15 protein-coding genes and 1 riboswitch are annotated in these 20,181 nt (G+C 65.5%); of the genes, 11 read left to right on the top strand and 4 right to left on the bottom strand.

Features of this window, described 5'->3' with window-relative positions:
• Positions 1 to 389 precede the first annotated feature (389 nt).
• Entirely contained in the window at positions 390 to 2,336 is a 1,947-nt protein-coding gene (acs, locus tag I6F36_RS21180; RefSeq protein ID WP_225172071.1) for an acetate--CoA ligase, read from the top strand.
• A gap of 442 nt (positions 2,337 to 2,778) precedes the next feature.
• Positions 2,779 to 3,294, top strand: a complete 516-nt coding sequence (locus tag I6F36_RS21175; protein WP_036024233.1) for a L,D-transpeptidase — start codon at positions 2,779 to 2,781, stop codon at positions 3,292 to 3,294.
• Between the two features lie 53 nt (positions 3,295 to 3,347).
• Here the strand turns inward: I6F36_RS21175 and I6F36_RS21170 are convergent, their stop codons facing one another.
• Positions 3,348 to 3,932 (bottom strand): thermonuclease family protein, encoded by a 585-nt coding sequence (locus I6F36_RS21170; RefSeq protein ID WP_225127930.1) that lies wholly within the window; start codon positions 3,930 to 3,932, stop codon positions 3,348 to 3,350.
• 202 nt (positions 3,933 to 4,134) lie between these two features.
• Between I6F36_RS21170 and I6F36_RS21165 the strand changes: the two genes are divergently transcribed.
• The 4 genes from I6F36_RS21165 (at position 4,135) to cysN (ending at position 9,891) form a co-directional block, all read left to right on the top strand.
• Positions 4,135 to 5,853, top strand: a complete 1,719-nt coding sequence (locus I6F36_RS21165; RefSeq protein ID WP_225127931.1) for a methyl-accepting chemotaxis protein — start codon at positions 4,135 to 4,137, stop codon at positions 5,851 to 5,853.
• A 155-nt stretch (positions 5,854 to 6,008) separates the two neighbouring features.
• The gene (locus I6F36_RS21160; protein ID WP_225127454.1) at positions 6,009 to 7,028 is read left to right on the top strand and encodes a sulfotransferase family protein; all 1,020 of its coding nucleotides are present in this window, start codon (positions 6,009 to 6,011) and stop codon (positions 7,026 to 7,028) included.
• A gap of 5 nt (positions 7,029 to 7,033) precedes the next feature.
• Positions 7,034 to 7,996, top strand: coding sequence for a sulfate adenylyltransferase subunit CysD (gene cysD, locus I6F36_RS21155; RefSeq protein WP_036024260.1), 963 nt, complete (start codon positions 7,034 to 7,036; stop codon positions 7,994 to 7,996).
• On the top strand, positions 7,996 to 9,891 hold the full coding sequence (gene cysN / locus I6F36_RS21150; RefSeq protein ID WP_225127932.1) for a sulfate adenylyltransferase subunit CysN: 1,896 nt from the start codon (positions 7,996 to 7,998) through the stop codon (positions 9,889 to 9,891). The genes cysD and cysN overlap by 1 nt, the downstream gene beginning before the upstream one ends.
• 49 nt (positions 9,892 to 9,940) lie before the next feature.
• On the opposite strand, the gene I6F36_RS21145 is transcribed toward cysN, so the two are convergent.
• On the bottom strand, positions 9,941 to 10,150 hold the full coding sequence (locus tag I6F36_RS21145; RefSeq protein WP_225172070.1) for a DUF1674 domain-containing protein: 210 nt from the start codon (positions 10,148 to 10,150) through the stop codon (positions 9,941 to 9,943).
• Positions 10,151 to 10,338: 188 nt separating this feature from the next.
• Here I6F36_RS21145 and I6F36_RS21140 point away from each other — a divergent pair, with 188 nt between their 5' ends.
• From I6F36_RS21140 to purH, 3 genes are all read left to right on the top strand, one after another.
• On the top strand, positions 10,339 to 11,685 hold the full coding sequence (locus tag I6F36_RS21140) for an RsmB/NOP family class I SAM-dependent RNA methyltransferase (RefSeq protein ID WP_225172069.1): 1,347 nt from the start codon (positions 10,339 to 10,341) through the stop codon (positions 11,683 to 11,685).
• A 157-nt stretch (positions 11,686 to 11,842) separates the two neighbouring features.
• The gene (locus I6F36_RS21135; RefSeq protein WP_036002964.1) at positions 11,843 to 13,561 is read left to right on the top strand and encodes a heparinase II/III family protein; all 1,719 of its coding nucleotides are present in this window, start codon (positions 11,843 to 11,845) and stop codon (positions 13,559 to 13,561) included.
• 59 nt (positions 13,562 to 13,620) lie between these two features.
• Positions 13,621 to 13,702, top strand: a riboswitch (ZMP/ZTP riboswitch).
• A 24-nt stretch (positions 13,703 to 13,726) separates the two neighbouring features.
• On the top strand, positions 13,727 to 15,319 hold the full coding sequence (gene purH, locus I6F36_RS21130; protein WP_225172068.1) for a bifunctional phosphoribosylaminoimidazolecarboxamide formyltransferase/IMP cyclohydrolase: 1,593 nt from the start codon (positions 13,727 to 13,729) through the stop codon (positions 15,317 to 15,319).
• A gap of 121 nt (positions 15,320 to 15,440) precedes the next feature.
• Here the strand turns inward: purH and I6F36_RS21125 are convergent, their stop codons facing one another.
• Positions 15,441 to 16,826 (bottom strand): MFS transporter, encoded by a 1,386-nt coding sequence (locus I6F36_RS21125; RefSeq protein WP_225172067.1) that lies wholly within the window; start codon positions 16,824 to 16,826, stop codon positions 15,441 to 15,443.
• A 100-nt stretch (positions 16,827 to 16,926) separates the two neighbouring features.
• Between I6F36_RS21125 and ggt the strand changes: the two genes are divergently transcribed.
• Positions 16,927 to 18,678, top strand: coding sequence for a gamma-glutamyltransferase (gene ggt, locus I6F36_RS21120; protein ID WP_225172066.1), 1,752 nt, complete (start codon positions 16,927 to 16,929; stop codon positions 18,676 to 18,678).
• A gap of 30 nt (positions 18,679 to 18,708) precedes the next feature.
• Here the strand turns inward: ggt and I6F36_RS21115 are convergent, their stop codons facing one another.
• Entirely contained in the window at positions 18,709 to 19,374 is a 666-nt protein-coding gene (locus tag I6F36_RS21115) for a glutathione S-transferase family protein (protein WP_036038860.1), read from the bottom strand.
• A 149-nt stretch (positions 19,375 to 19,523) separates the two neighbouring features.
• On the opposite strand from I6F36_RS21115, the gene I6F36_RS21110 reads away from it, so the two are divergent.
• Positions 19,524 to 20,117 carry a DUF2239 family protein gene (locus I6F36_RS21110; protein WP_225157715.1) on the top strand — a complete coding sequence of 198 codons (594 nt, stop codon included), beginning with the start codon at positions 19,524 to 19,526 and terminating at the stop codon, positions 20,115 to 20,117.
• The last annotated feature ends 64 nt before the right edge of the window (positions 20,118 to 20,181 follow it).

Below are 20,181 nucleotides of genomic sequence, written 5' to 3'. Positions count from 1 at the left end.
CTTACGCCTTAGCCCTGTCCTGTTGTCGATCAATGCCGCTGTTGTGATTTTTGTTCCAAGGGGTCTCTTTGGACCCGGGTTGGCCATTTAGGGTGTTCCGAACACGATTGCGAGTCCCGAATCAGTGAGAAGAGGTTACTAAATACCTCTCCTCGCCGCATGGGGGCTCTGCGGTCTCTGTTCTGGCGGTTTGGGTGAAGAGCCGGAAAGTGCTCGTCGGCCCTGTTTCAGATTTGCGACAGCGGGCCTTCCGGAGCTTGATTCTCCGCATGGCCGGCTGCCCGTCGAAGGTCCAGCTTGTGCTCCTTGTCGGGTCCGGTTAGCCCGACGCATAATCCATCAAATGATGATGTCGGCATTGCCTGAGCTTGCCGCATGTGGAGGGAAGCATGTCCGAGAAGATCTACGATATCCCCGCGGAGTGGGCGAAGCGCGCCTGGGTCGACCAAGCCAAGTACAAGGAGATGTACGCCCGTTCGATCTCGGACCCGAACGGTTTCTGGGCGGAGCAGGCCAAGCGCATCGACTGGATGAAGGCGCCGACGAAAATCGAGAACGTCTCGTTCGCGCCGGGCAACATCTCGATCAAATGGTTCGAGGACGGCATCCTGAACGTCGCCTACAATTGCATCGACCGGCATCTCGCCAAACGCGCCAACCAGACCGCGATCATCTGGGAGGGCGACGATCCCTCGCAGTCCAAGCACATCACCTACAAGGAGCTGCATGACGAGGTCTGCCGGATGGCCAACATCCTGCGCACCCGCAACGTCGGGAAGGGCGACCGCGTCACCATCTACCTGCCGATGATTCCCGAGGCCGCCTTTGCAATGCTGGCCTGCGCGCGAATCGGCGCGATCCACTCCGTGGTGTTCGCGGGCTTCTCACCTGACAGCCTCGCCCAACGCATCAACGACTGCCAATCCAAGGTGATCATCACCGCGGACGAAGGCCTACGCGGCGGCAAGAAGGTGCCGCTGAAGGCCAATGTCGATGCGGCGCTTAGCAAGGCCGACGGCGTCGACTGGGTCGTCGTGGTCAAGCGCACCGGCGCCAAGGTCGACATGAACCCCACGCGCGACCTCTGGTACCACGAGGCCGCGGCGATGGTGACCACGGAATGCCCGGTCGAGCACATGCACGCCGAGGATCCGCTGTTCATCCTTTACACGTCGGGCTCGACCGGCCAGCCCAAGGGCGTGCTGCACACCTCCGGCGGCTATCTCGTGTTCGCCTCGATGACGCATCAATACGTCTTCGACTATCACGACGGCGACATCTACTGGTGCACCGCCGACGTCGGCTGGGTCACCGGCCACAGCTACATCCTCTATGGGCCGCTCGCCAACGGCGCGACCACGCTGATGTTCGAGGGCGTGCCCAATTATCCGGATAATTCGCGGTTCTGGAACGTCATCGACAAGCACAAAGTCAACATCTTCTACACCGCGCCGACCGCAATCCGCGCGCTGATGCAGTCCGGCGACGAACCGGTGAAGAAGACCTCGCGCGCCTCGCTCCGCCTGCTCGGCTCGGTTGGCGAGCCCATCAATCCCGAAGCCTGGGAGTGGTATCACCGCGTCGTCGGCGACGACCGCTGCCCGATCGTCGACACCTGGTGGCAGACCGAGACCGGCGGCATCCTGATCACGCCGCTGCCGGGCGCGACCAAGCTGAAGCCCGGCTCGGCGACGCAACCGTTCTTCGGCGTGGTGCCTGAGATCGTCGATGCCGACGGCAAGGTGCTGGAAGGCGAGACATCAGGCAATCTCTGCCTGACGCGGTCCTGGCCCGGCCAGATGCGCACGGTCTACGGCGACCACGCCCGCTTCGAACAAACTTACTTCTCGACCTACAAGGGCAAATACTTCACCGGCGACGGCTGCCGCCGCGACGCCGACGGCTATTACTGGATCACCGGCCGCGTCGACGACGTCATCAACGTCTCCGGCCACCGCATGGGCACCGCCGAAGTCGAGAGCGCGCTGGTCGCGCATGAGAAGGTGTCGGAAGCCGCCGTCGTCGGCTTCCCGCACGACATCAAGGGTCAGGGCATCTACGCCTATGTCACCCTGATGGCCGGCGTGCAGCCGAGCGACGAGCTGCGCAAGGAGCTCGTCACGTGGGTGCGCAAGGAGATCGGCCCGATCGCCTCGCCCGACCAGATCCAGTTCGCCCCGGGCCTGCCCAAGACCCGCTCCGGCAAGATCATGCGCCGCATCCTGCGCAAGATCGCCGAGGACGAGCCGGGCAGCCTCGGCGACACCTCGACGCTCGCCGATCCCGCCGTTGTCGATGATCTCGTCAAGAACCGGCAGAACAAGAAGTCGGCGTAAGGCGAGTTCGTGCCCCGAACGCAGCGCAGCGCTCCTTCAGCGGTGCGCTGCTGAGCCGGGGCCCATCTAAACGTCAGAACGTGTAGCTTCCTGGATCCCGGCTCTGCGCAGCAGCGTTTCCTGCTGCAGCGCATCCGGGACACGCGATTAGTTTTCGCGTCAGCGCGCCCTCTCAACCAACGGCCATTCACACCCTCACGCTGTTGTCAGCGGGCGCGGCAGCGCGCCTGCATCTTTCCCGCCGAGTGTTGTTTTCAGGTCATTTACTTTATTTCGAACATTTTCTTTGTTCCCCCTGCTGGCCGGCCCTCGGCAGCCGCGGCTGGAAACCATTGGGTTAACGGGCGCGGTTAAGAATGAGCATCGACGAGGGCTTGGTGCGGCGACGATTGCCGGTTCTGCGTCATTTTGGACGATCCGTTTTGGGCAAGGGGAAGCATCGATGTCGATGAGGATTGCGGTGGCGCTGGCCGCCACCATCGCGGCTGGGGCCTTGACGTCGACGGCGGCGCAGGCGCGGCCGGAAATGGTGGGGGCACACCTGGCTGACTATTCGCCGGGCACCATCGTGGTCAAAACCAGCGAGCGGCGGCTTTATCTCATCCTCGGGAACGGCCAGGCCGTGCGCTATCCGGTCGGCGTCGGCAAAGCCGGCAAGCAGTGGGCCGGCACCACGAAGATCGACGGCAAATATCTCAATCCGGCCTGGGCGCCGCCCGCCGAGGTGAAGCGCGACAAGCCTGGTATCCCCGACGTCATTCCGGGCGGCTCGCCGCGCAACCCGATGGGCGTTGCGGCGATGACGCTCGCCGGCGGCGAATATGCGATCCACGGCACCAACGTGCCGGGCTCGATCGGCGGCTTCGTCTCCTATGGCTGCATCCGCATGCTCAACGACGACATCACTGATCTCTACGGCCGCGTCTCCGTCGGCACGACGGTGGTCGTGACGCGCTGATCGCCTGAATCAGCCGAGATGAAATGAAAGGCCGCGTCCTCGACGCGGCCTTTTTATTGCCAGAACCGCCAGCCGCGCGCGCACCAGCCGTCGCGATGGCCGCCATTGTAGCTGCGCACGAAGCCGCCGGCGAGCAGTGCCGCCGAGACGTTCACAGTCCGCCGGGTCGCGACGTCGGCGAGGACTCGGCCGTATTTGTCGGGAGCGAGATTGGTGATGGTCACGCCGCCCTGGCCGAGCAGATCGCGCAAGGCACGGGCCGCAGCTTCGGCCTTGTCCAGCTCCTCCTGGCAGGATGCTTTCAGTTCGGGTGCATCGATGCCGCGCAGCCGAATGCGGACCACGGGATCGCGTCCCTCGTGCAGGCGAACACGCGCGAGAAAAGTGTCGCCATCGATGGCGCGAATGAATTCGACGGGACGCACATCCGCGTGGCCGGTCTGCTGAAGAACGATCTCGGCATCTCCAGTGCGATCGGTATCGGGAACAAGCCAGTGCGTTCCATGGCGGAATGTGAGCACGACGGCCAGCGCGATGCCCACCACGAACATCCAGGGCAATAGCCCGGAGAAGCGGCGGCCGAACGGCGAGCCGCTGAACTGCGGCCGGTAGGAATTGGGGCGATCCTGGAAACGCATCAACTCACGCTATGTCTGAGTCGGGGGAACTCACAAGCACGAGCGCGTCCATAAACGACGCCGAATGCGCCGGAGGCCATGCACGAAAGTTCCGTTTGTCAAAGAGGTTAGCCGTAGTTCTACTGGGGATCCGCGAATATTTTCCAAATCTCAATCATTGGTTGCGAATAGCTGTTATACGACAAACCGAGGGGAGATTGCCGTGAGGTCATTCAGGTTTCGCATTGGAACAAAGCTCGGCATCGTGACGGGCGTGAGCGTCGTGCTGGTCGGCGGCATGCTGACCAATCAGATGCTTGGCAACCGCTCCATTGCCGAATCCAATCGCCTCGTCACGATCAACTATCTCAACAAGGGCAATGCGCAGGCGGCTCAGACGGCGATGGCACGCGCGCAGCTCGCCGCTCTCGAACTCGGCTCGGCACCGTCAGCCGGAGAGGTCGACAGGCTCCTCGAGCTTCTCCGTACCCGGGCCGGCGAAGCCGGCACCGAAATCGATGCCGCGAGAGAGCGGGCGACCCGCAAGGTCACACAGGACGCTTACCGCGAGGCCAAGAAGTTCGTCGATGCGTATCTGGCCAGCGGCGTCGAGCTCGCCGCGGCGCAAAAGGCGGTCATCGCCGCCCCCGCGGGTGGCGCCAAGCTTGCAGCAGAGTCGGCCAAGGCAAGTATTCTCGCAGAGCATATGCGTCCGGCAGCGCAGGAAGTCAGCAAGCGCATCGACGATCTCGTCGGCGTCGCCAACGAATTCGCCGCGCGCCGCAAGGGCGAGATGCTGGCCGAGTTGGACCGCGTCGCCAATTTCGCTTTGATCGTCGGCCTATTCGTCGTCCTGACGTTGGTCGGCTCCGCAGTCTTTTCCGTCTTGAACGTCGCCCGTCCGATCCGTCGCATCGGCGATGTGCTCCTGCAGCTCGCCGGAGGCAACAAGGCGATCGAAATTCCCTACACCCGCCGTGGCGACGAGGTCGGCGACAACGCCCGCGCGGCACAGACCTTCAAGGACAATCTGATCCGCATCGAGCAGATGGAAGCCGAGCAGAAGAACCATCAAGCCGCTGCGGCCGCTCAGCGCAAGCAGGAGATGACGCGGCTTGCCAACGCGTTCGAAACTGCGGTCGGCGGCATCATCAACTCGGTGTCAACCGCATCCCAGGAGCTCGAATCCGCGGCCGGCACGTTGTCGGGTACGGCCGAACAAACCCAGCAGCTCTCCGGAATGGTCGCCGCCGCCTCGGAGGAAGCCTCGACCAATGTCGGGGCCGTGGCGTCCGCGGCCGAGGAAATGAGCACGTCGGTCGTCGAGATCGGCCGTCAGGTGCACGATTCCAGCCGTATCGCCGGCGATGCGGTCAAGCAGGCCGAGCGCACCGATGCCCGGATCAACGAGCTGCTCAAGGCGGCGGGCCGCATCGGCGACGTCGTCAAATTGATCACGGCGATCGCCGAACAGACCAACCTCCTGGCGCTAAACGCAACGATCGAGGCGGCGCGCGCCGGCGAGTCAGGCCGCGGCTTTGCGGTCGTGGCGAGCGAGGTCAAGGCGCTCGCGGCGCAAACCGCGCGAGCGACCGAGGAAATCAGCGCGCAGATCGCCGGCATGCAATCGGCAACGCAGGACTCCGTCGGAGCGATCAAGGAAATCGGAACGACCATCGGCCGCATCTCCGATATTTCCACGACCATTGCCGCGACGATCGAACAGCAGGGCGCAGCGACGGCCGAGATTGCGCGAAACGTCAGCGAAGCCGCCAAGGGAACGGTCGAAGTCGCAGACAAGATCGCCCAGGTCAGCCATGGCGCGAGCGCGACCGGCGCGGCGTCGGGACAGGTGTTGGCGTCGGCGCGTTCGCTGTCGAGCGAAAGCAGCCTCCTGAAGACCGAGGTCGAGAAGTTCCTCAGCACCGTGCGCGCCGCGTAATGCGCAACGGAGCGGCGAGCACGATTGCCGTGCTCGCCGGACATTCATGAAGCCCCCGGGATTTCCCGGGTTTGACCGGGGTCGTAATCAACACTAGGTTGAACATTGAGCCGTAAGCAACTCGCTTGCGGAACCTGTTCAGCGAGTCCCCCGCCATGAATATCGATGCGTCGTCCCCCGATTCGCTCGAGCGAATCGCCGAACTCGTTCGTCAGCAAGATAGTTCTCTCGACACCACGCTGCTTCCGCCGGTGGAGGGGTTCCAAACCAGGACCGTCGCGCTCGAAACACTGATGCGCGAGGTGACGGAGTGCCTGGCGGACGGCTTCCGGCATCGCTCGCCGCAAGACTTTCCCATGCTCTATTTTGCATGCGGCAAGGCGCGCGTCGGATCGACGGCCCTGAGCAATCTGTTCGGCATGACCGGGATGCCTTCCTACTATCAGCCTTTGAAGGCCATGCTGCGCGATGCGCTCGTCGGCAAGAGGCCGGCGCCGTGGGCCGTGCCGTCGGCAGACGACGAGCCGCACATCTTCAGCAAGGAAACGATCGGGCCCTACGTGCTCGCCGAGAGCCTGTTCAATCCGCTCAAGCTGCTGATTGAGGCGGGCTATCCGCGGCACCGGCTGCATCTCATCATGCTCGACCGTGAGCCGGCGAGTTCACTGGCATCGTGGCTCGACAAGCTGATCTCGCGCGCGCCTGAAGATGTATTGCTGCGGCACTATGTCGTCGCCGCGCTCAGCGCGGCTCAAGTCGCAAGCTACGCCCAGCGACAGGGCGTTGCCGTCACTCACTACGTCTACGAGGTGAGCAAGGAGGCCGTGTCCTCGGTTCGTGTCCTGTTCGAACGGATCGGCCTTTCGGGCAGCTTCAACGAGAATGCCGTGACGTCCTGGCGTGAGCCGGGAGACTCGCACGCGAACAATGCGCGCGTCATCTTCCCGAGCGAAGCGACGATCTACAAGGTGCCCAATTTGCACACCTCCGACAGTGCCTATCGCTACCAGCGCCGTGCGACGGCCTCTCTGAGCGAAGCGCAACGCGAGGCTCTGGAGCGCTGCGGGGTCAATGATGCCTATCGCGTCGCGGTCGCCGCCTGTGTTCGCGATCTCGGCCTGAATGCGGCACTGTCGCAACGTCTGTTCGGCGACTGGTTTGCTGCGGCTGCGTGATGGTCATGCTGGACGTTCCCACCGGAGCCGATTCCGCACTCCGTGAAGGTGCTGGCGGCAAGCAGCGTCACGTCGCCAGCCACCTCCGCCGTCTGGAGGCGGAAAGCATCCACATCCTGCGAGAGACGGCGGCCGAGTTCCGCAAGCCGGTCATGCTGTATTCCATCGGGAAGGATTCCTCGGTGCTGCTGCATCTGGCGATGAAGGCCTTCGATCCCGGCAAGCCGCCGTTTCCGCTGCTGCATGTCGATACGACCTGGAAGTTTCGCGAGATGATCGCGTTTCGGGACCGACGCGCGCGCGAGCTCGGCCTCGACCTGATCGTCCATACCAACAATGACGGATTGAGCCAGGGCATCGACCCTTTCACCCACGGCTCGGCCCGCTACACCGACGTGATGAAGACGCAAGCGCTGCGACAGGCGCTGGACTTCCACGGCTTCGACGCCGCGATCGGAGGCGCGCGGCGCGACGAGGAGAAGTCGCGCGCCAAGGAGCGCGTGTTCTCACACCGCAGCGCTGCGCATCGCTGGGATCCGAAGAACCAGCGGCCGGAGCTGTGGGGCTTGTACAACACGAGGCTCGCGCCCGGCGAGAGCATGCGGGTGTTTCCGCTGTCGAACTGGACCGAGATCGACGTGTGGGACTACATCCTGCTCGAGGACATCCCGATCGTTCCGCTCTATCTCGCAGCGTCGCGCCCCGTGGTCGAGCGCGACGGAGCATTGATCATGGTGGACGACGACCGGATGCCGCTGCAGCCCGGCGAGGAGCCGCAATCGCGCTCCGTCAGGTTTCGCACCCTCGGCTGCTATCCCCTCACCGGTGCAACGAGCTCGACGGCGGCAACCCTGCCCGAGATCGTGCAGGAGATGATGGCGTCGCGCACCTCCGAACGACAGGGACGCATGATCGACCGGGACAGTCCCGCATCGATGGAGCGCAAGAAGGCGGAAGGTTATTTCTGATGTCCTATCACGAGGCACCGGCGATCGCCGCCGCCGATGCGCCGCAGCTCGAGCAAGACGATCGCCCGACGTTGCGTTTCGTCACCTGCGGCAGCGTCGACGACGGCAAGAGCACGCTGGTCGGTCGGCTGCTCTACGATTCGAAGACGCTGCTCGACGACCAGCTCGACGCGCTCGCCTCGGAGAGCAGGACCGCCGGCACCACCGGCGGCGACCTCGACTTCGCGCTGCTGGTCGACGGGTTGCAGGCCGAGCGCGAGCAGGGCATCACCATCGACGTGGCCTACCGCTTCTTCGCCACGAAGCTGCGCCGCTTCATCGTCGCCGACACGCCGGGACATGCGCAATATACGCGCAACATGGCGACCGGTGCCTCCAATGCTGAGCTCGCCGTGGTGCTGGTCGACGCCCGCAAGGGCGTGATCACGCAGACGCGGCGTCACAGCCACATCCTGTCGCTGCTCGGCATCCGCCACGTCGTGCTCGCCGTGAACAAGATGGACCTGATCGGATTCGACGGCGATCGCTTCGCTGCCATCACCGCCGAATACCTGACTCTGGCCGGTCAGCTCGGGATCTCTCAGGTCCAGTGCATCCCGGTCGTGGCGCCCGACGGCGACAACATCGTCGCCGCGAGCACGCGCATGCCCTGGTACGAGGGACCGACCGTTACGGCCTATCTGGAATCCGTGGACGTGGCCGGGGACGCCTCGCAGCAGCCGTTCCGGCTGCCGGTGCAATGGGTGAGTCGGCCGCATGCGGATTTTCGCGGCTTCTGCGGACGGATCGCGAGTGGAACGATCGCAGTGGGCGATGCCGTTCGCGCGCAGCCGTCGGGACACCAGACCCGCATCGCGCGCATTCTCACGCCCGCCGGCGAGCGCAATCACGCAAGGTCGGGCGAGTCCATCACCCTCACGCTCGCCGACGAGATCGACGTCAGCCGCGGCGACGTGCTGACCGCCGGATCTGCAGCGCCGGTGGCGGATCAGCTCGCGGCCCATCTCGTCTGGTTCGATGGCGAGGCCATGGTCGCCGGCCGGCGCTATTTGCTCCGGTGCGGTACCGCCTCGACCGGCGCGGTGATCACGGAACTCAAGCACCGGATCGCCATCGACACCATGGCGCGGGAAAGCGCCGCCACGCTCGACGTCAATGAGATCGGCTATGTCCATCTCGATCTCGACCGCCCGCTGGTGTTCGAGGCCTATCGCGACAACCGCGAGATGGGCAGTTTCATCCTGATCGACCCGATCAGTCATCGCACTGCGGCGGCGGGAATGATCGACATGTCGCTCCGCCGCGCCACCAACGTTCATTGGCAGCGGCTTGCGGTCGACAAATCCGTGCGAGCCCGGCTGAAGCAGCAACGCCCCTGCGTGCTCTGGTTCACGGGGCTGAGCGGCGCCGGCAAATCGACCATCGCCAATCTCGTCGACAGCCGGCTCGCCGAGCTCGGGCGCCATGCCGCGTTGCTCGACGGCGACAATCTTCGTCACGGCATCAACCGCGACCTCGGCTTTTCCAACGCGGAGAGAACGGAGAACGTCCGGCGCGTCGCGGAGATCGCGGGGCTGTTCGTCGATGCCGGCTTGATCGCGCTGGTGGCGCTGATCTCGCCGTTCCGCAGCGAGCGCCAGCTGGCGCGCCAGCGGCTCGAGGCGGGCGAGTTCATCGAGATCCATGTCGCGACGCCGCTTGCCGAATGCGAGCGCCGCGATCCCAAGGGGCTCTATCGCAAGGCTAGGTCGGGCCAGCTACCGGCATTCACCGGCATCGATGCCCCCTACGAAGCGCCGCTGGCGCCCGACATCACCATCGACACCTCGGAGCTGTCGAGCGAGGCGGCCTGCGAACGCATCATCCGCTACTTGCGAGCGCACAACTACCTGTGACGACCGGGACGAGATCTGCCGGCGTTATCCAGCCGCTCCGACTGCAAGCTCAGAAGTCGGAAGCGATGCCCTTGCGCTCCCAATCGCCGTAGCGGGTGGGCTCGGGCCCCTTCGGCCCCTGCAGCTCCTTCGCCTTGGTCTCGTTCTTGGCCTCATCCTTGGCCTTGGCGGCCGCAGCCTGCCGGCGCGCCTCGGCCTCGGCCAGCGCGCGCTGGGCGGCCGGCGACAGCGGCTTGCGATCGGGAACGGGGTCACTCATCGCCGCGCTTTCTAGCGCAGGACCGGGCACAACGCGATGCCCAATAACGCATTCCTGAAATCGGCTCGGAGCGCTGAAAAACCCGCAAGCGATTCTTACATTTGGCATATTCGCGTGTCAGAGATCGCCTTCTCAAGGCATGCGCCCATCGCGGCGGAACTGCCGCTCGTTCAGAACCTTGCTGCCGCATGCCATCTCAACGTTTCGTCCCTCCGTCCGAAGTGCCCGGCCTTGCGGCGCGACGGATTGCCGCCGACATCGTCGACGGCGTGCTGCACAAGCACCGCACGCTCGACGACCAGCTCGACGGCGGCGGTGCCCATCCCGGACTGAAGACGCTGGCCGACCGCGACCGCGCGCTGATGCGGCGCCTGGTCGCCACCGTGCTGCGCCGGCTCGGCACGCTCGGCCATGTGCTGTCCCGCCTGCTCGACAAGGGCGTTCCCTCCGACGCGCCACGCGCGCAGAGCGCCCTTTTGATCGGCGCCGCGCAGATCCTTTGGATGGACGTGCCGGATCACGCCGCGGTCGATCTCTCCGTCCGCCTCGTGCAATCCGACCGCCGCGCCGCGCGCTATGCCGGCCTCGTCAACGCCGTGCTGCGCCGCTGTGCGCGCGAGGGCAAGGCGCTGGTCGAGGAGGTCGCGACGCAATCGCTGGATCTGCCGCCATGGCTGCTCGCGCGCTGGAGCGCTCATTATGGCGAGGCGACCGCACGAGACATGGCATCGGCGCTCGGCCACGAGCCCTCGCTCGATCTCACGGTGAAATCGGATCCCGCCCATTGGGCAAGCCGCCTGCATGGTGAGATGCTGCCGACGGGAACGGTGCGGATGCTGCTGCATGGTGCGGTAACCATGCTGCCCGGCTTCGCCGAAGGACAATGGTGGGTACAGGACGCCGCCGCCGCGTTGCCCGCCCGGCTGTTCGGCGATGTCAAAGGCAAGTCCATTGCCGATCTCTGCGCCGCCCCTGGCGGCAAGACCGCGCAGCTGGTGCTCTCGGGCGCGCAGGTCACGGCGATCGACCGCTCGCCGGCGCGGGTGGCACGTTTGCGCGAAAACCTGGCGCGGCTGTCGCTGCAAGCCGAGACCGTCGTCGCTGACGCCGTGGAATGGGCCGGCCCGGCGGAGGCGTTCGACGGTATTCTGATTGATGCTCCCTGCACCTCCACCGGCACGATCCGCCGGCATCCCGACGTCGCATGGCTGCGGCAGGACTCCGACATCGCGACCCTGGCCGCGCTCCAGCAGCGGCTGCTGCGCAAGTCGGTGTCGCTGCTCAAGCCGGGCGGGACGCTGGTCTATTGCACCTGTTCGCTGGAACCCGAGGAGGGCGAGCAGGCGGTGGCCGCACTGCTCGCCGCCGAGCCCGCGCTTCGCCGCGCTCCGATCGTGGCATCGGAGGTTGCGGGCCTCGACGAAATCCTCAACCGGGACGGCGACCTGCGCACCCTGCCCTGCCATCTGCCGAACGCCGATCCCAGGCTCGGCGGGCTCGACGGATTTTTCGCGGCCCGGCTCGTTAAATCCTGATTTTGCACTGGATTTTGCGACCACGACCCTGATTCGCGCCGTTCAAGGTGGTGTCAGGCGTCAGATTTTGGGATTAATAAGGATTCGTCACTGATCCTCTCCCCCATCAAGGCAAGGCGTGTCGGTCGCTCAACGCAGACGTATCTCGACGCTGGTCATGAACCGCTTCGCGCGGAACATGCTCGCGCGCGCGAGCGGCGGTTCCGTTGTGCTGTCGCGGGTCTGGCCCGGCCGCACCGACCGGCTGATCATCGCGCCGCATGACCTGCGGACCGCGGATGCGACTCGCGCTGCCGAGATCTATGCCGGTCGCTTCGTCTTCGCCGGCAAGATCGTCAATTGCCATGGCCGCTCTATCTTCGACCTCGAGCCGCCGTCGGAGGATTGGGAGGTTGCGCTGCTCGGCTTCGGCTGGCTGCGGCACTTGCGCGCCGCCGATACGGCGCTGACGCGGGCGAATGCGCGCGCGCTGATCGAGGACTGGATCTCGAATCCCGCCAACAAGCGCCGCCCCGTCGCGCGCCGCGCCGACGTACTGGCGAGGCGCGTGATTTCGCTGCTCTCGCAGGCGCCGCTGGTGCTGAGCGAGACCGACAACAAGTTCTACCGCCGTTACTTGCGGGCGCTGGCGCGCGAGATCCGCTTCCTGCGCTACACCATGGTCGACATTCCGGACGGGGTGCCGAAGCTGCAGGTGCTGATCGCGCTGTGCTATGCGTCCCTGTGCCTCGCCAACCAGACGCGTCACATCCGCAGCGCCTCCAAGAAGCTGTCCGACGAATTGCAGCGGCAGATCCTGCCCGATGGCGGCCACATCTCGCGCAATCCGGGCGCGCTGATCGAGCTCCTGATCGACCTCTTGCCGCTGCGGCAGACTTTTGCCGCGCGCAATATCGCGCCGCCGCCGGCCCTGCTCAATGCGATCGACCGCATGATGCCGATGCTGCGCTTCTTCCGGCACGGCGACGGCAATTTCGCCCTGTTCAACGGCATGAGCGCGACCTCGTCCGACCTGCTCGCCACGCTGCTCGCCTATGACGACACCCACGGCGCGCCGATGGCGAACATGCCGCATACCGGCTTTCAGCGCCTCGATGCCGGCCAGACCACTGTGATCATCGACACCGGCCCGCCGCCGCCGGCCGGCGTCAGTCACGACGCCCATGCCGGCTGCCTCTCGTTCGAATTGTCGTCCGGCATCAGCCGCATCGTCACCAATTGCGGCATGCCGACCACCGGCCGCGACAATTGGCGGCCGTTCGCGCGCAGCACGGCGGCGCATTCGACGCTGACCTATCATGAGTCGTCGTCATGCCAGTTCGTCGAGATGTCGGCGATGAAGCGGCTCCTGCACGGCGCGCCCGTCACCAGCGGCCCGGTCGAGGTCGAGAGCTATCGCGAGGTCGTGCAGAACGGCACGCTGCTCACGACCTCGCATGACGGCTATCTCGCCAAGTTCGGCGCGATCCACCGCCGCGTGCTGATGATCGCCAATGACGGCGCGCGCATCGACGGCGAGGACGCGCTGTCGCCGCCGCAGGGCGGACGCTTCAAGGGCGCCGATGCCGATTTCGCGCTGCGCTTCCATCTGCATCCCGCAGTGAAGGCAAGCCGGCTGTCGGATGCGCGCGGCGTCATGCTGGTGCTGCCGAACCGCGACGTCTGGACCTTCGAGGCATTGGACGACAAGGTCGATCTCGAGGACAGCGTATTCCTGGCCGGCAATGACGGCCCGCGCCGCACCGCCCAGATCGTGATCCGTCAGAACGCCCGCCAGGCCCCCTCGATCCGCTGGAGCTTTGTCCGCTCCACCGCCTCGCCCGCAGTGACCAATGCCCGCCGCAACGCCCGGCGCGAGCCGGAACTTCCGTTGTAAACAGGCGCGATCCGGCCCTATCTACCCGTTGAGAGCGACGCCAAAAGCTGCTATCGAGCGCTCGCTCGCGCGACTGGCGACCTTGGATGGAGCACCATCGGGAAGCGCGGGACATATAAGCCGCGCGCCTGGGCATAGACACTCCCTGAACAGAGGATCTTGCTCATGACTGACCATCCCCGCCGCGTCACCCGCGCCCTTCTGTCCGTCTCCGACAAGACCGGCCTGATCGAGTTCGCCAAGGCGCTCGCCGCGCACGATGTCGAGCTGGTCTCGACCGGCGGCACCGCGAGAGCGATCGCGGCGGCCGGCCTTAAGGTGAAGGACGTTTCCGACCTCACCGGCTTCCCCGAGATGATGGACGGCCGCGTCAAGACGCTGCATCCGAAGGTGCATGGCGGCTTGCTCGCGATCCGCGACAACTGGGACCATGCCGAGGCGATGAAAGCGCACGGCATCGCGCCGATCGACCTGCTCGTCGTCAATCTCTATCCGTTCGAAGCCACCGTCGACAAAGACGCGGGCTTCGAGGATTGCATCGAGAACATCGACATCGGCGGTCCCGCGATGATCCGCGCCGCCGCCAAGAATCACGACGACGTCGCCGTCGTGGTCGAGGCGCAGGACTATCAGGCCGTGCTCGACGAGCTCGCCGCCAACAAGGGCGCGACCACGCTAAAGCTGCGCCGGCGGCTCGCCGCGAAGGCCTATGCCCGCACTGCGGCCTATGACGCCGCGATCTCGAACTGGTTCAACCGTCAGCTCGAGATCGACGCGCCCGACTTCCGCGCTTTCGGCGGCAGGCTGATCCAGTCGCTGCGCTATGGCGAGAACCCGCACCAGACCGCCGCCTTCTACGCGACGCCGGACAAGCGCCCCGGCGTCTCCACCGCGCGGCAGCTCCAGGGCAAGGAGCTCTCCTACAACAACATCAACGACACCGATGCCGCCTATGAATGCATCGGCGAGTTCGACGCCAAGCGCACCGCGGCCTGCGTCATCGTCAAGCATGCCAATCCCTGTGGCGTCTCCGAAGGTCCGAACCTCGTCGAGGCCTATCGCAGGGCGCTGGCCTGCGATTCCACCTCGGCCTTCGGCGGCATCATCGCGATGAACCGCGCCCTCGATGCCGATACCGCGCGCGAGATTACCAAGATCTTCACTGAGGTCATCATCGCGCCCGACGCCAGCGAAGAGGCGATCGCCATCATCGGCGGCAAGAAGAACCTGCGCCTGCTGCTCGCCGGCAGCCTGCCCGATCCGCGTGCGCCGGGCCTGACCGCCAAGACGGTGGCCGGCGGCCTGCTGGTGCAAAGCCGCGACAACGCCGTTGTCGACGACATGACGTTCAAGGTCGTCACCAAGCGCGCGCCGACGGATGCGGAGATGCGTGATCTGAAGTTTGCGTTCCGGGTGGCAAAACACGTCAAGTCCAACACCATCATCTACGCCAAGGATCTCGCCACCGTCGGTATCGGCGCGGGTCAGATGAGCCGGGTGGATTCAGCGCGGATCGCCGCACGCAAGGCGCAGGATGCGGCGGCCGAGCTGAAGCTCGCCGAACCGCTCACCAAGGGTTCGGTGGTGGCCTCGGATGCGTTCTTCCCGTTCGCCGACGGCATGCTTGCCTGCATCGAAGCCGGCGCCACCGCCGTGGTGCAGCCCGGCGGCTCCATGCGCGACGACGAGGTGATCAAGGCCGCCGACGAGCACGGCATCGCCATGGTGTTCACGGGAACGCGGCACTTCAGGCATTGAGTCCATCGACTCGTCATTGCGAGCGAAGCGAAGCAATCCAGTCTCTCTCCGCAAGGAAGGTCTAGATTGCTTCGTCGCAAGTGCTCCTCGCAATGACGAGGATAGAGTTGCATGATGCGGGCTAATCCCGCACCCGCACCAACAGCCCCAGTCCCGCGACGAAGAACACCACCAGCACGGCCATGCCGGCCTTCTGGCTGGCGGTCAGCGCGGTGACCAGGCCGATCAGGAGCGGGCCGATGAAGGACGTCACCTTTCCCGTCAGCGCAAACAGGCCGAAATATTGCGCGATGCGATCCTTCGGCGCGAGATGGATCAGCAGCGTGCGGGAAGCGGCCTGGAGCGGGCCGCCGGCTGCACCGATCAGGCAGCCCAGCACGAGATAGGCGCGCTCGGCCGTACTCGAGAACAGGGCAGCGCCCGCTTGCGGCGGCGCGGTCTTGACGAACAGGACGCTGTCCTTGTCGACGAGGAGAATCGCGGCCACCGACAGCAGCAGGACCAGCAGGCTGCCGGCGATGACGCGCTTCGGCCCGAGACGATCATCCAGCTTGCCGCCGAACCAGGCGCCGAGCGCGCCGGCGATCGCGAGCATGATGCCGAACGTCCCGATCTGGATGGTGTGCCAGCCGAAGGTGCCCGCGGCATAGATGCCGCCGAAGGCGAACAGCGACACCAGACCATCGGTGTAGATCATGTTGGCGAGCAGGAATGCCGCGAGCGATTTCTGCCTCGGCAGACTCTTGATCGACTGCTTCAGCTCCGACAGGCCTTCGCGCAACGCCTCGCCCAGCGGGCGCTTCGCCGGATAATCCGGCGTGAACAGGAACATCGGGGTCACGAAGATGATGAACCACAGCGCGGTCAGCGGCCCCGCGGCACGATCGCCCTGACGTGTGAGGGGATCGAGGCCGAAGAGCGGCGTGACGCCGAGCAGCGTGCGGCCGGTCTCGGGATTGGCGGCGAGCAGGCCGAGCACGATGATCAGGCTGACGATGCCGCCAATGTAGCCCGTGGCCCAGCCGGTGCCGGAGAGACGGCCGATCCGCGCCGGCGGCACCAGCGTCGGCATCATCGCGTTGTTGAAGAGCGTGGCAAATTCCGCACCAACGCTGGCGAGCGCAACTGCGGTGAGCACCAGCGGAATGACGGCATGATCGCCGGGCTTGCCGATCCAGAGCGTGCAGGACGCCAGCACCAGCACCGTACCGAAACCTGCGATCCACGGTTTCCTGCGGCCCGAAGCGTCGGCGATGGCGCCGAGCACCGGCGACAACAGCGCGATCGCAAGGCCCGCGGCCGCCATCGCAAAGCCCCACAAGGATTGACCGGCGGCGGGATTTGGCGCAATGGCCGTCGCGAAATAGGGCGCGAACACGAAGGTCGTGATCAGCGTGAAATATGGCTGCGCGGCCCAATCGAAGAAGATCCAACTCACGACGGCGGCGCGCGGCGGATAGGTCCGCGCCACGCCGGCCATGCGCGCATCCGGAGCGATTGTCGTCATCACGCAGCACCCATCACGAACAGTTTTGCCTCTCTTAGAGCAAACGGTATAGCATTACAGTGACGGGTGTGAACCGGTGCAACGCCACGACGGGAATTTGATGATGTCGTCATATTCGACACGGCGGAGATTTTTAGCCGCCATTGCCGTCCTGGTGCTCGGTCTCGCCCCTGCGACCGCTCAGGATGCACGGCAGGGCTATGTTCCGCCCGCACGCGAGGCAGTGCGCGCCGTCGCCGCCGAGCACGGCATGGTGGTGGCGCAGGAGAAGATCTCCGCGCAGATCGGCGCCGACATCCTGCGGCGCGGCGGCAATGCCATCGACGCTGCGGTCGCGACCGGCTTCGCGATGGCCGTGACCTATCCGCGTGCCGGCAATATCGGCGGCGGCGGCTTCATGGTGATCCATTCCGCCGATCGCAATGAAGACATCACGATCGACTATCGCGAAACCGCGCCGGCCGCGACCACGCCGCAGATCTTCCTCGGCGCCGACGGCAAGCCCGACGCGACGAAGTCACGGGATTCCGCGCTCGGCATCGGCGTGCCCGGCACCGTCGCCGGCCTTGCGCTCGCGCTCGAGAAATACGGCTCGGGTCAGTTCACGCTGGCGCAACTGCTGGCGCCTGCGATCGCGCTCGCACGCGATGGCTTCATCGTCAGCGACGACATGGCCGATACGTTGCCGGGCTGGCACCGGCGGCTGGCACGCTGGCCTTCTTCGGCCAGGATATTCTCGCGTCCGGATGGCACGCCGCTGGGCGAAGGCGATCGGCTGGTGCAGGGCGATCTCGCCGAAACGCTGGCGGCCGTCGCTGCACAGGGGCCGCGGGGATTCTACGAGGGGCCGGTCGCCGAGAAGCTCGCCAAGGCCGTGACCGATGCCGGCGGCATCATGACGCCGGCCGACCTCAAGGCCTATCAGCCGGTCATCCGCACGCCGGTGCGTGGCAGCTACCGCGGCTATGACATCGTGTCGATGCCGCTACCCTCATCCGGCGGCGTCGTGCTGATGGAGACGCTCAACATCCTCGAAGGCTTCCCTCTGGCCGATCTGAAGCAGGGATCGGCGGCGTCGCTGCATCTCTTGATCGAAGCCATGAAGCGCGCTTATGCCGACCGCGCCCGCTATCTCGGTGATCCCGCCTTCGTCAACGCGCCGATCGAGACCCTCATTGCGAAGGACTATGCCGCGAAGCTGCGCGCGAACATTTCCCTCGAACGCGCCACGCCGTCAAAAGAGCTCGTGACCTCTCCTGCCGCGCCACGTGAGGGCAGCAACACCACGCATTTTTCCGTCGTCGACACCCGCGGCAATGCCGTCAGCAACACCTACACGCTGAACTTCAGCTACGGCGTCGGACTCGTCGCCGACGGCACCGGCGTGCTGCTCAATAACGAGCTCGACGATTTCACCGCGGCAATCGGCGCCTCCAACGCCTATGGCCTGGTCGGCTTCGAAGCGAATCTTCCCGGTCCCGGTAAGCGGCCGCTGTCGTCGATGTCGCCGACCATCGTGCTGAGGGATGGCAAGCCGGTGCTGGTGACGGGCTCGCCTGGTGGCAGCCGCATCATCTCGACCGTTCTTCAGGTGATCGTGAACGTGCTCGACTACAAGATGGATGTTGCGGCCGCCGTCGCAACGCCGCGGCTGCACCACCAATGGCTGCCGGATGAAGTGCGCGTCGAGCGCGGCTTTCCCGAGGGCGTGCTGCTCGAGCTGAAGGCGAGGGGGCACCTCGTCCTCGAGCCGATGGGGCAGACATCTGCCAACTCGATTCTGGTGACGCCGAACGGAACGCTGGGCGCAGCCGATCCGCGCACGCGCGGCGCGGAGGCGGCGGGGCAGTAACCTGCTCCCGGAATGACGGAGCAAGGGAGCTTACCGCCCGACCTGATACGGCCCGCCCTTCTCCAGCGCGCGCGCATATGCAGGCCGGGCGTGGATGCGCTCCAGGAACGCCATCGCCTTGGGATGGCCCTGCTCGAGGCCGCCGCGAGCTTGGGCGGCTTCGAGCGGAAAGCTCATCTGGATGTCGGCCGCGGTGAACTCGCTGCCGGCGAACCATTCGCTCTTGCCGAGCTCGCCTTCCCAATAGTCCATGTGCTGCTTCAGCTGCGGATTGACCAGCGCGGTCAGCGCCTGGTTGCAGACCTTGCGCACCAGCGGGCGCAGCAAGGCCGGCGCACGTTTCGGCATCAGCGTGAACAGCAGCTTGAGCAGCAGCGGCTGCATCGCGGATCCTTCCGCATAGTGCAGCCAATAGGTGTAGCGCAGCCGCTCCGGCGTGTTCGGCGGCGGGATCAGCCGCCCGTTGCCGTAGGTGGCGATTAGATATTCGATGATCGCGCCTGATTCGGCGATGGTGTTGCCGTTGTCGGTGATGACGGGCGATTTGCCGAGCGGATGGATGGCGCGCAGCTCCTTCGGCGCGCGCATGTCCGGCTGACGCTGATAGCGCACGATCTCGTAGGGAACGCCCAGCTCCTCGAGCAGCCACAGCACGCGCTGCGAGCGGGAATTGTTGAGGTGGTGAACGGTCAGCATCGCGGGTCCTCAAGGCTTGGTCGTGGTCATCGGCCGCGCAGTTGGTGCCAGCCCGGGAACACATTGTCGAGCCGTCGCTGCAGATATTTTCACCCGGGTATATTGACGCGACGAATTTACCCGGGTATTAAACCGGCAACGCGATCAGTATGGCAATGATTCCAATGCAAGGGACCTACACAGCCTTCACCGGCCAGCGCCGGCTGGCCTCCGGCACTGCGGGCGACGTCGCGCTTGCCGTCAAGCGTGCCACGCAGCCGCTGGACCAGCCAATTATCATCTTCGACGACGGCACCGGGCGGTCGATCGATTTCGACCTGCGCGGCGACGACCGCGAGGTGCTGGCCCGGCTAGCAACGCTCATGCCGCAAGCCGAGACGGCCGAAGCACCCGCAGAACCGCGCGGTCGCGGCCGGCCGAAGCTCGGCGTGGTCGCGCGCGAGGTGACCTTGCTGCCGCGGCACTGGGAGTGGCTCAACGCACAGGCCGGCGGCGCTTCGGTCGCGCTGCGCAAGCTCGTCGACGAAGCCAGGCGCGCCAGCGGCGACAAGGACCGCGAGCGGCAGGCGCGCGATGCGGCCTACCACTTCATGTCGACCATGGCCGGCGATCTGCCGCAGTTCGAGGAAGCCTCGCGCGCCCTGTTCGCGGATGACCGGCGACGCTTCACCGGCCTGATCGCCGACTGGCCGACCGACATCCGCGACCACATCGTCAAGCTCGCCTACAGCGACCGCGCTTAAACCGCGCGCCGCTTCTCACGCCCCATCGACGGCCGAGCCGCGCATTGCGCGGCAACGGCTTCGC

This window comes from Bradyrhizobium sp. BRP19, from assembly GCF_020194195.1.
GTDB classification, from domain to species: Bacteria; Pseudomonadota; Alphaproteobacteria; order Rhizobiales; family Xanthobacteraceae; genus Bradyrhizobium; species Bradyrhizobium yuanmingense.
The sequence above is the reverse complement of the archived record's forward strand: the minus strand, read 5'-3'. Positions and strand labels throughout refer to the sequence as shown.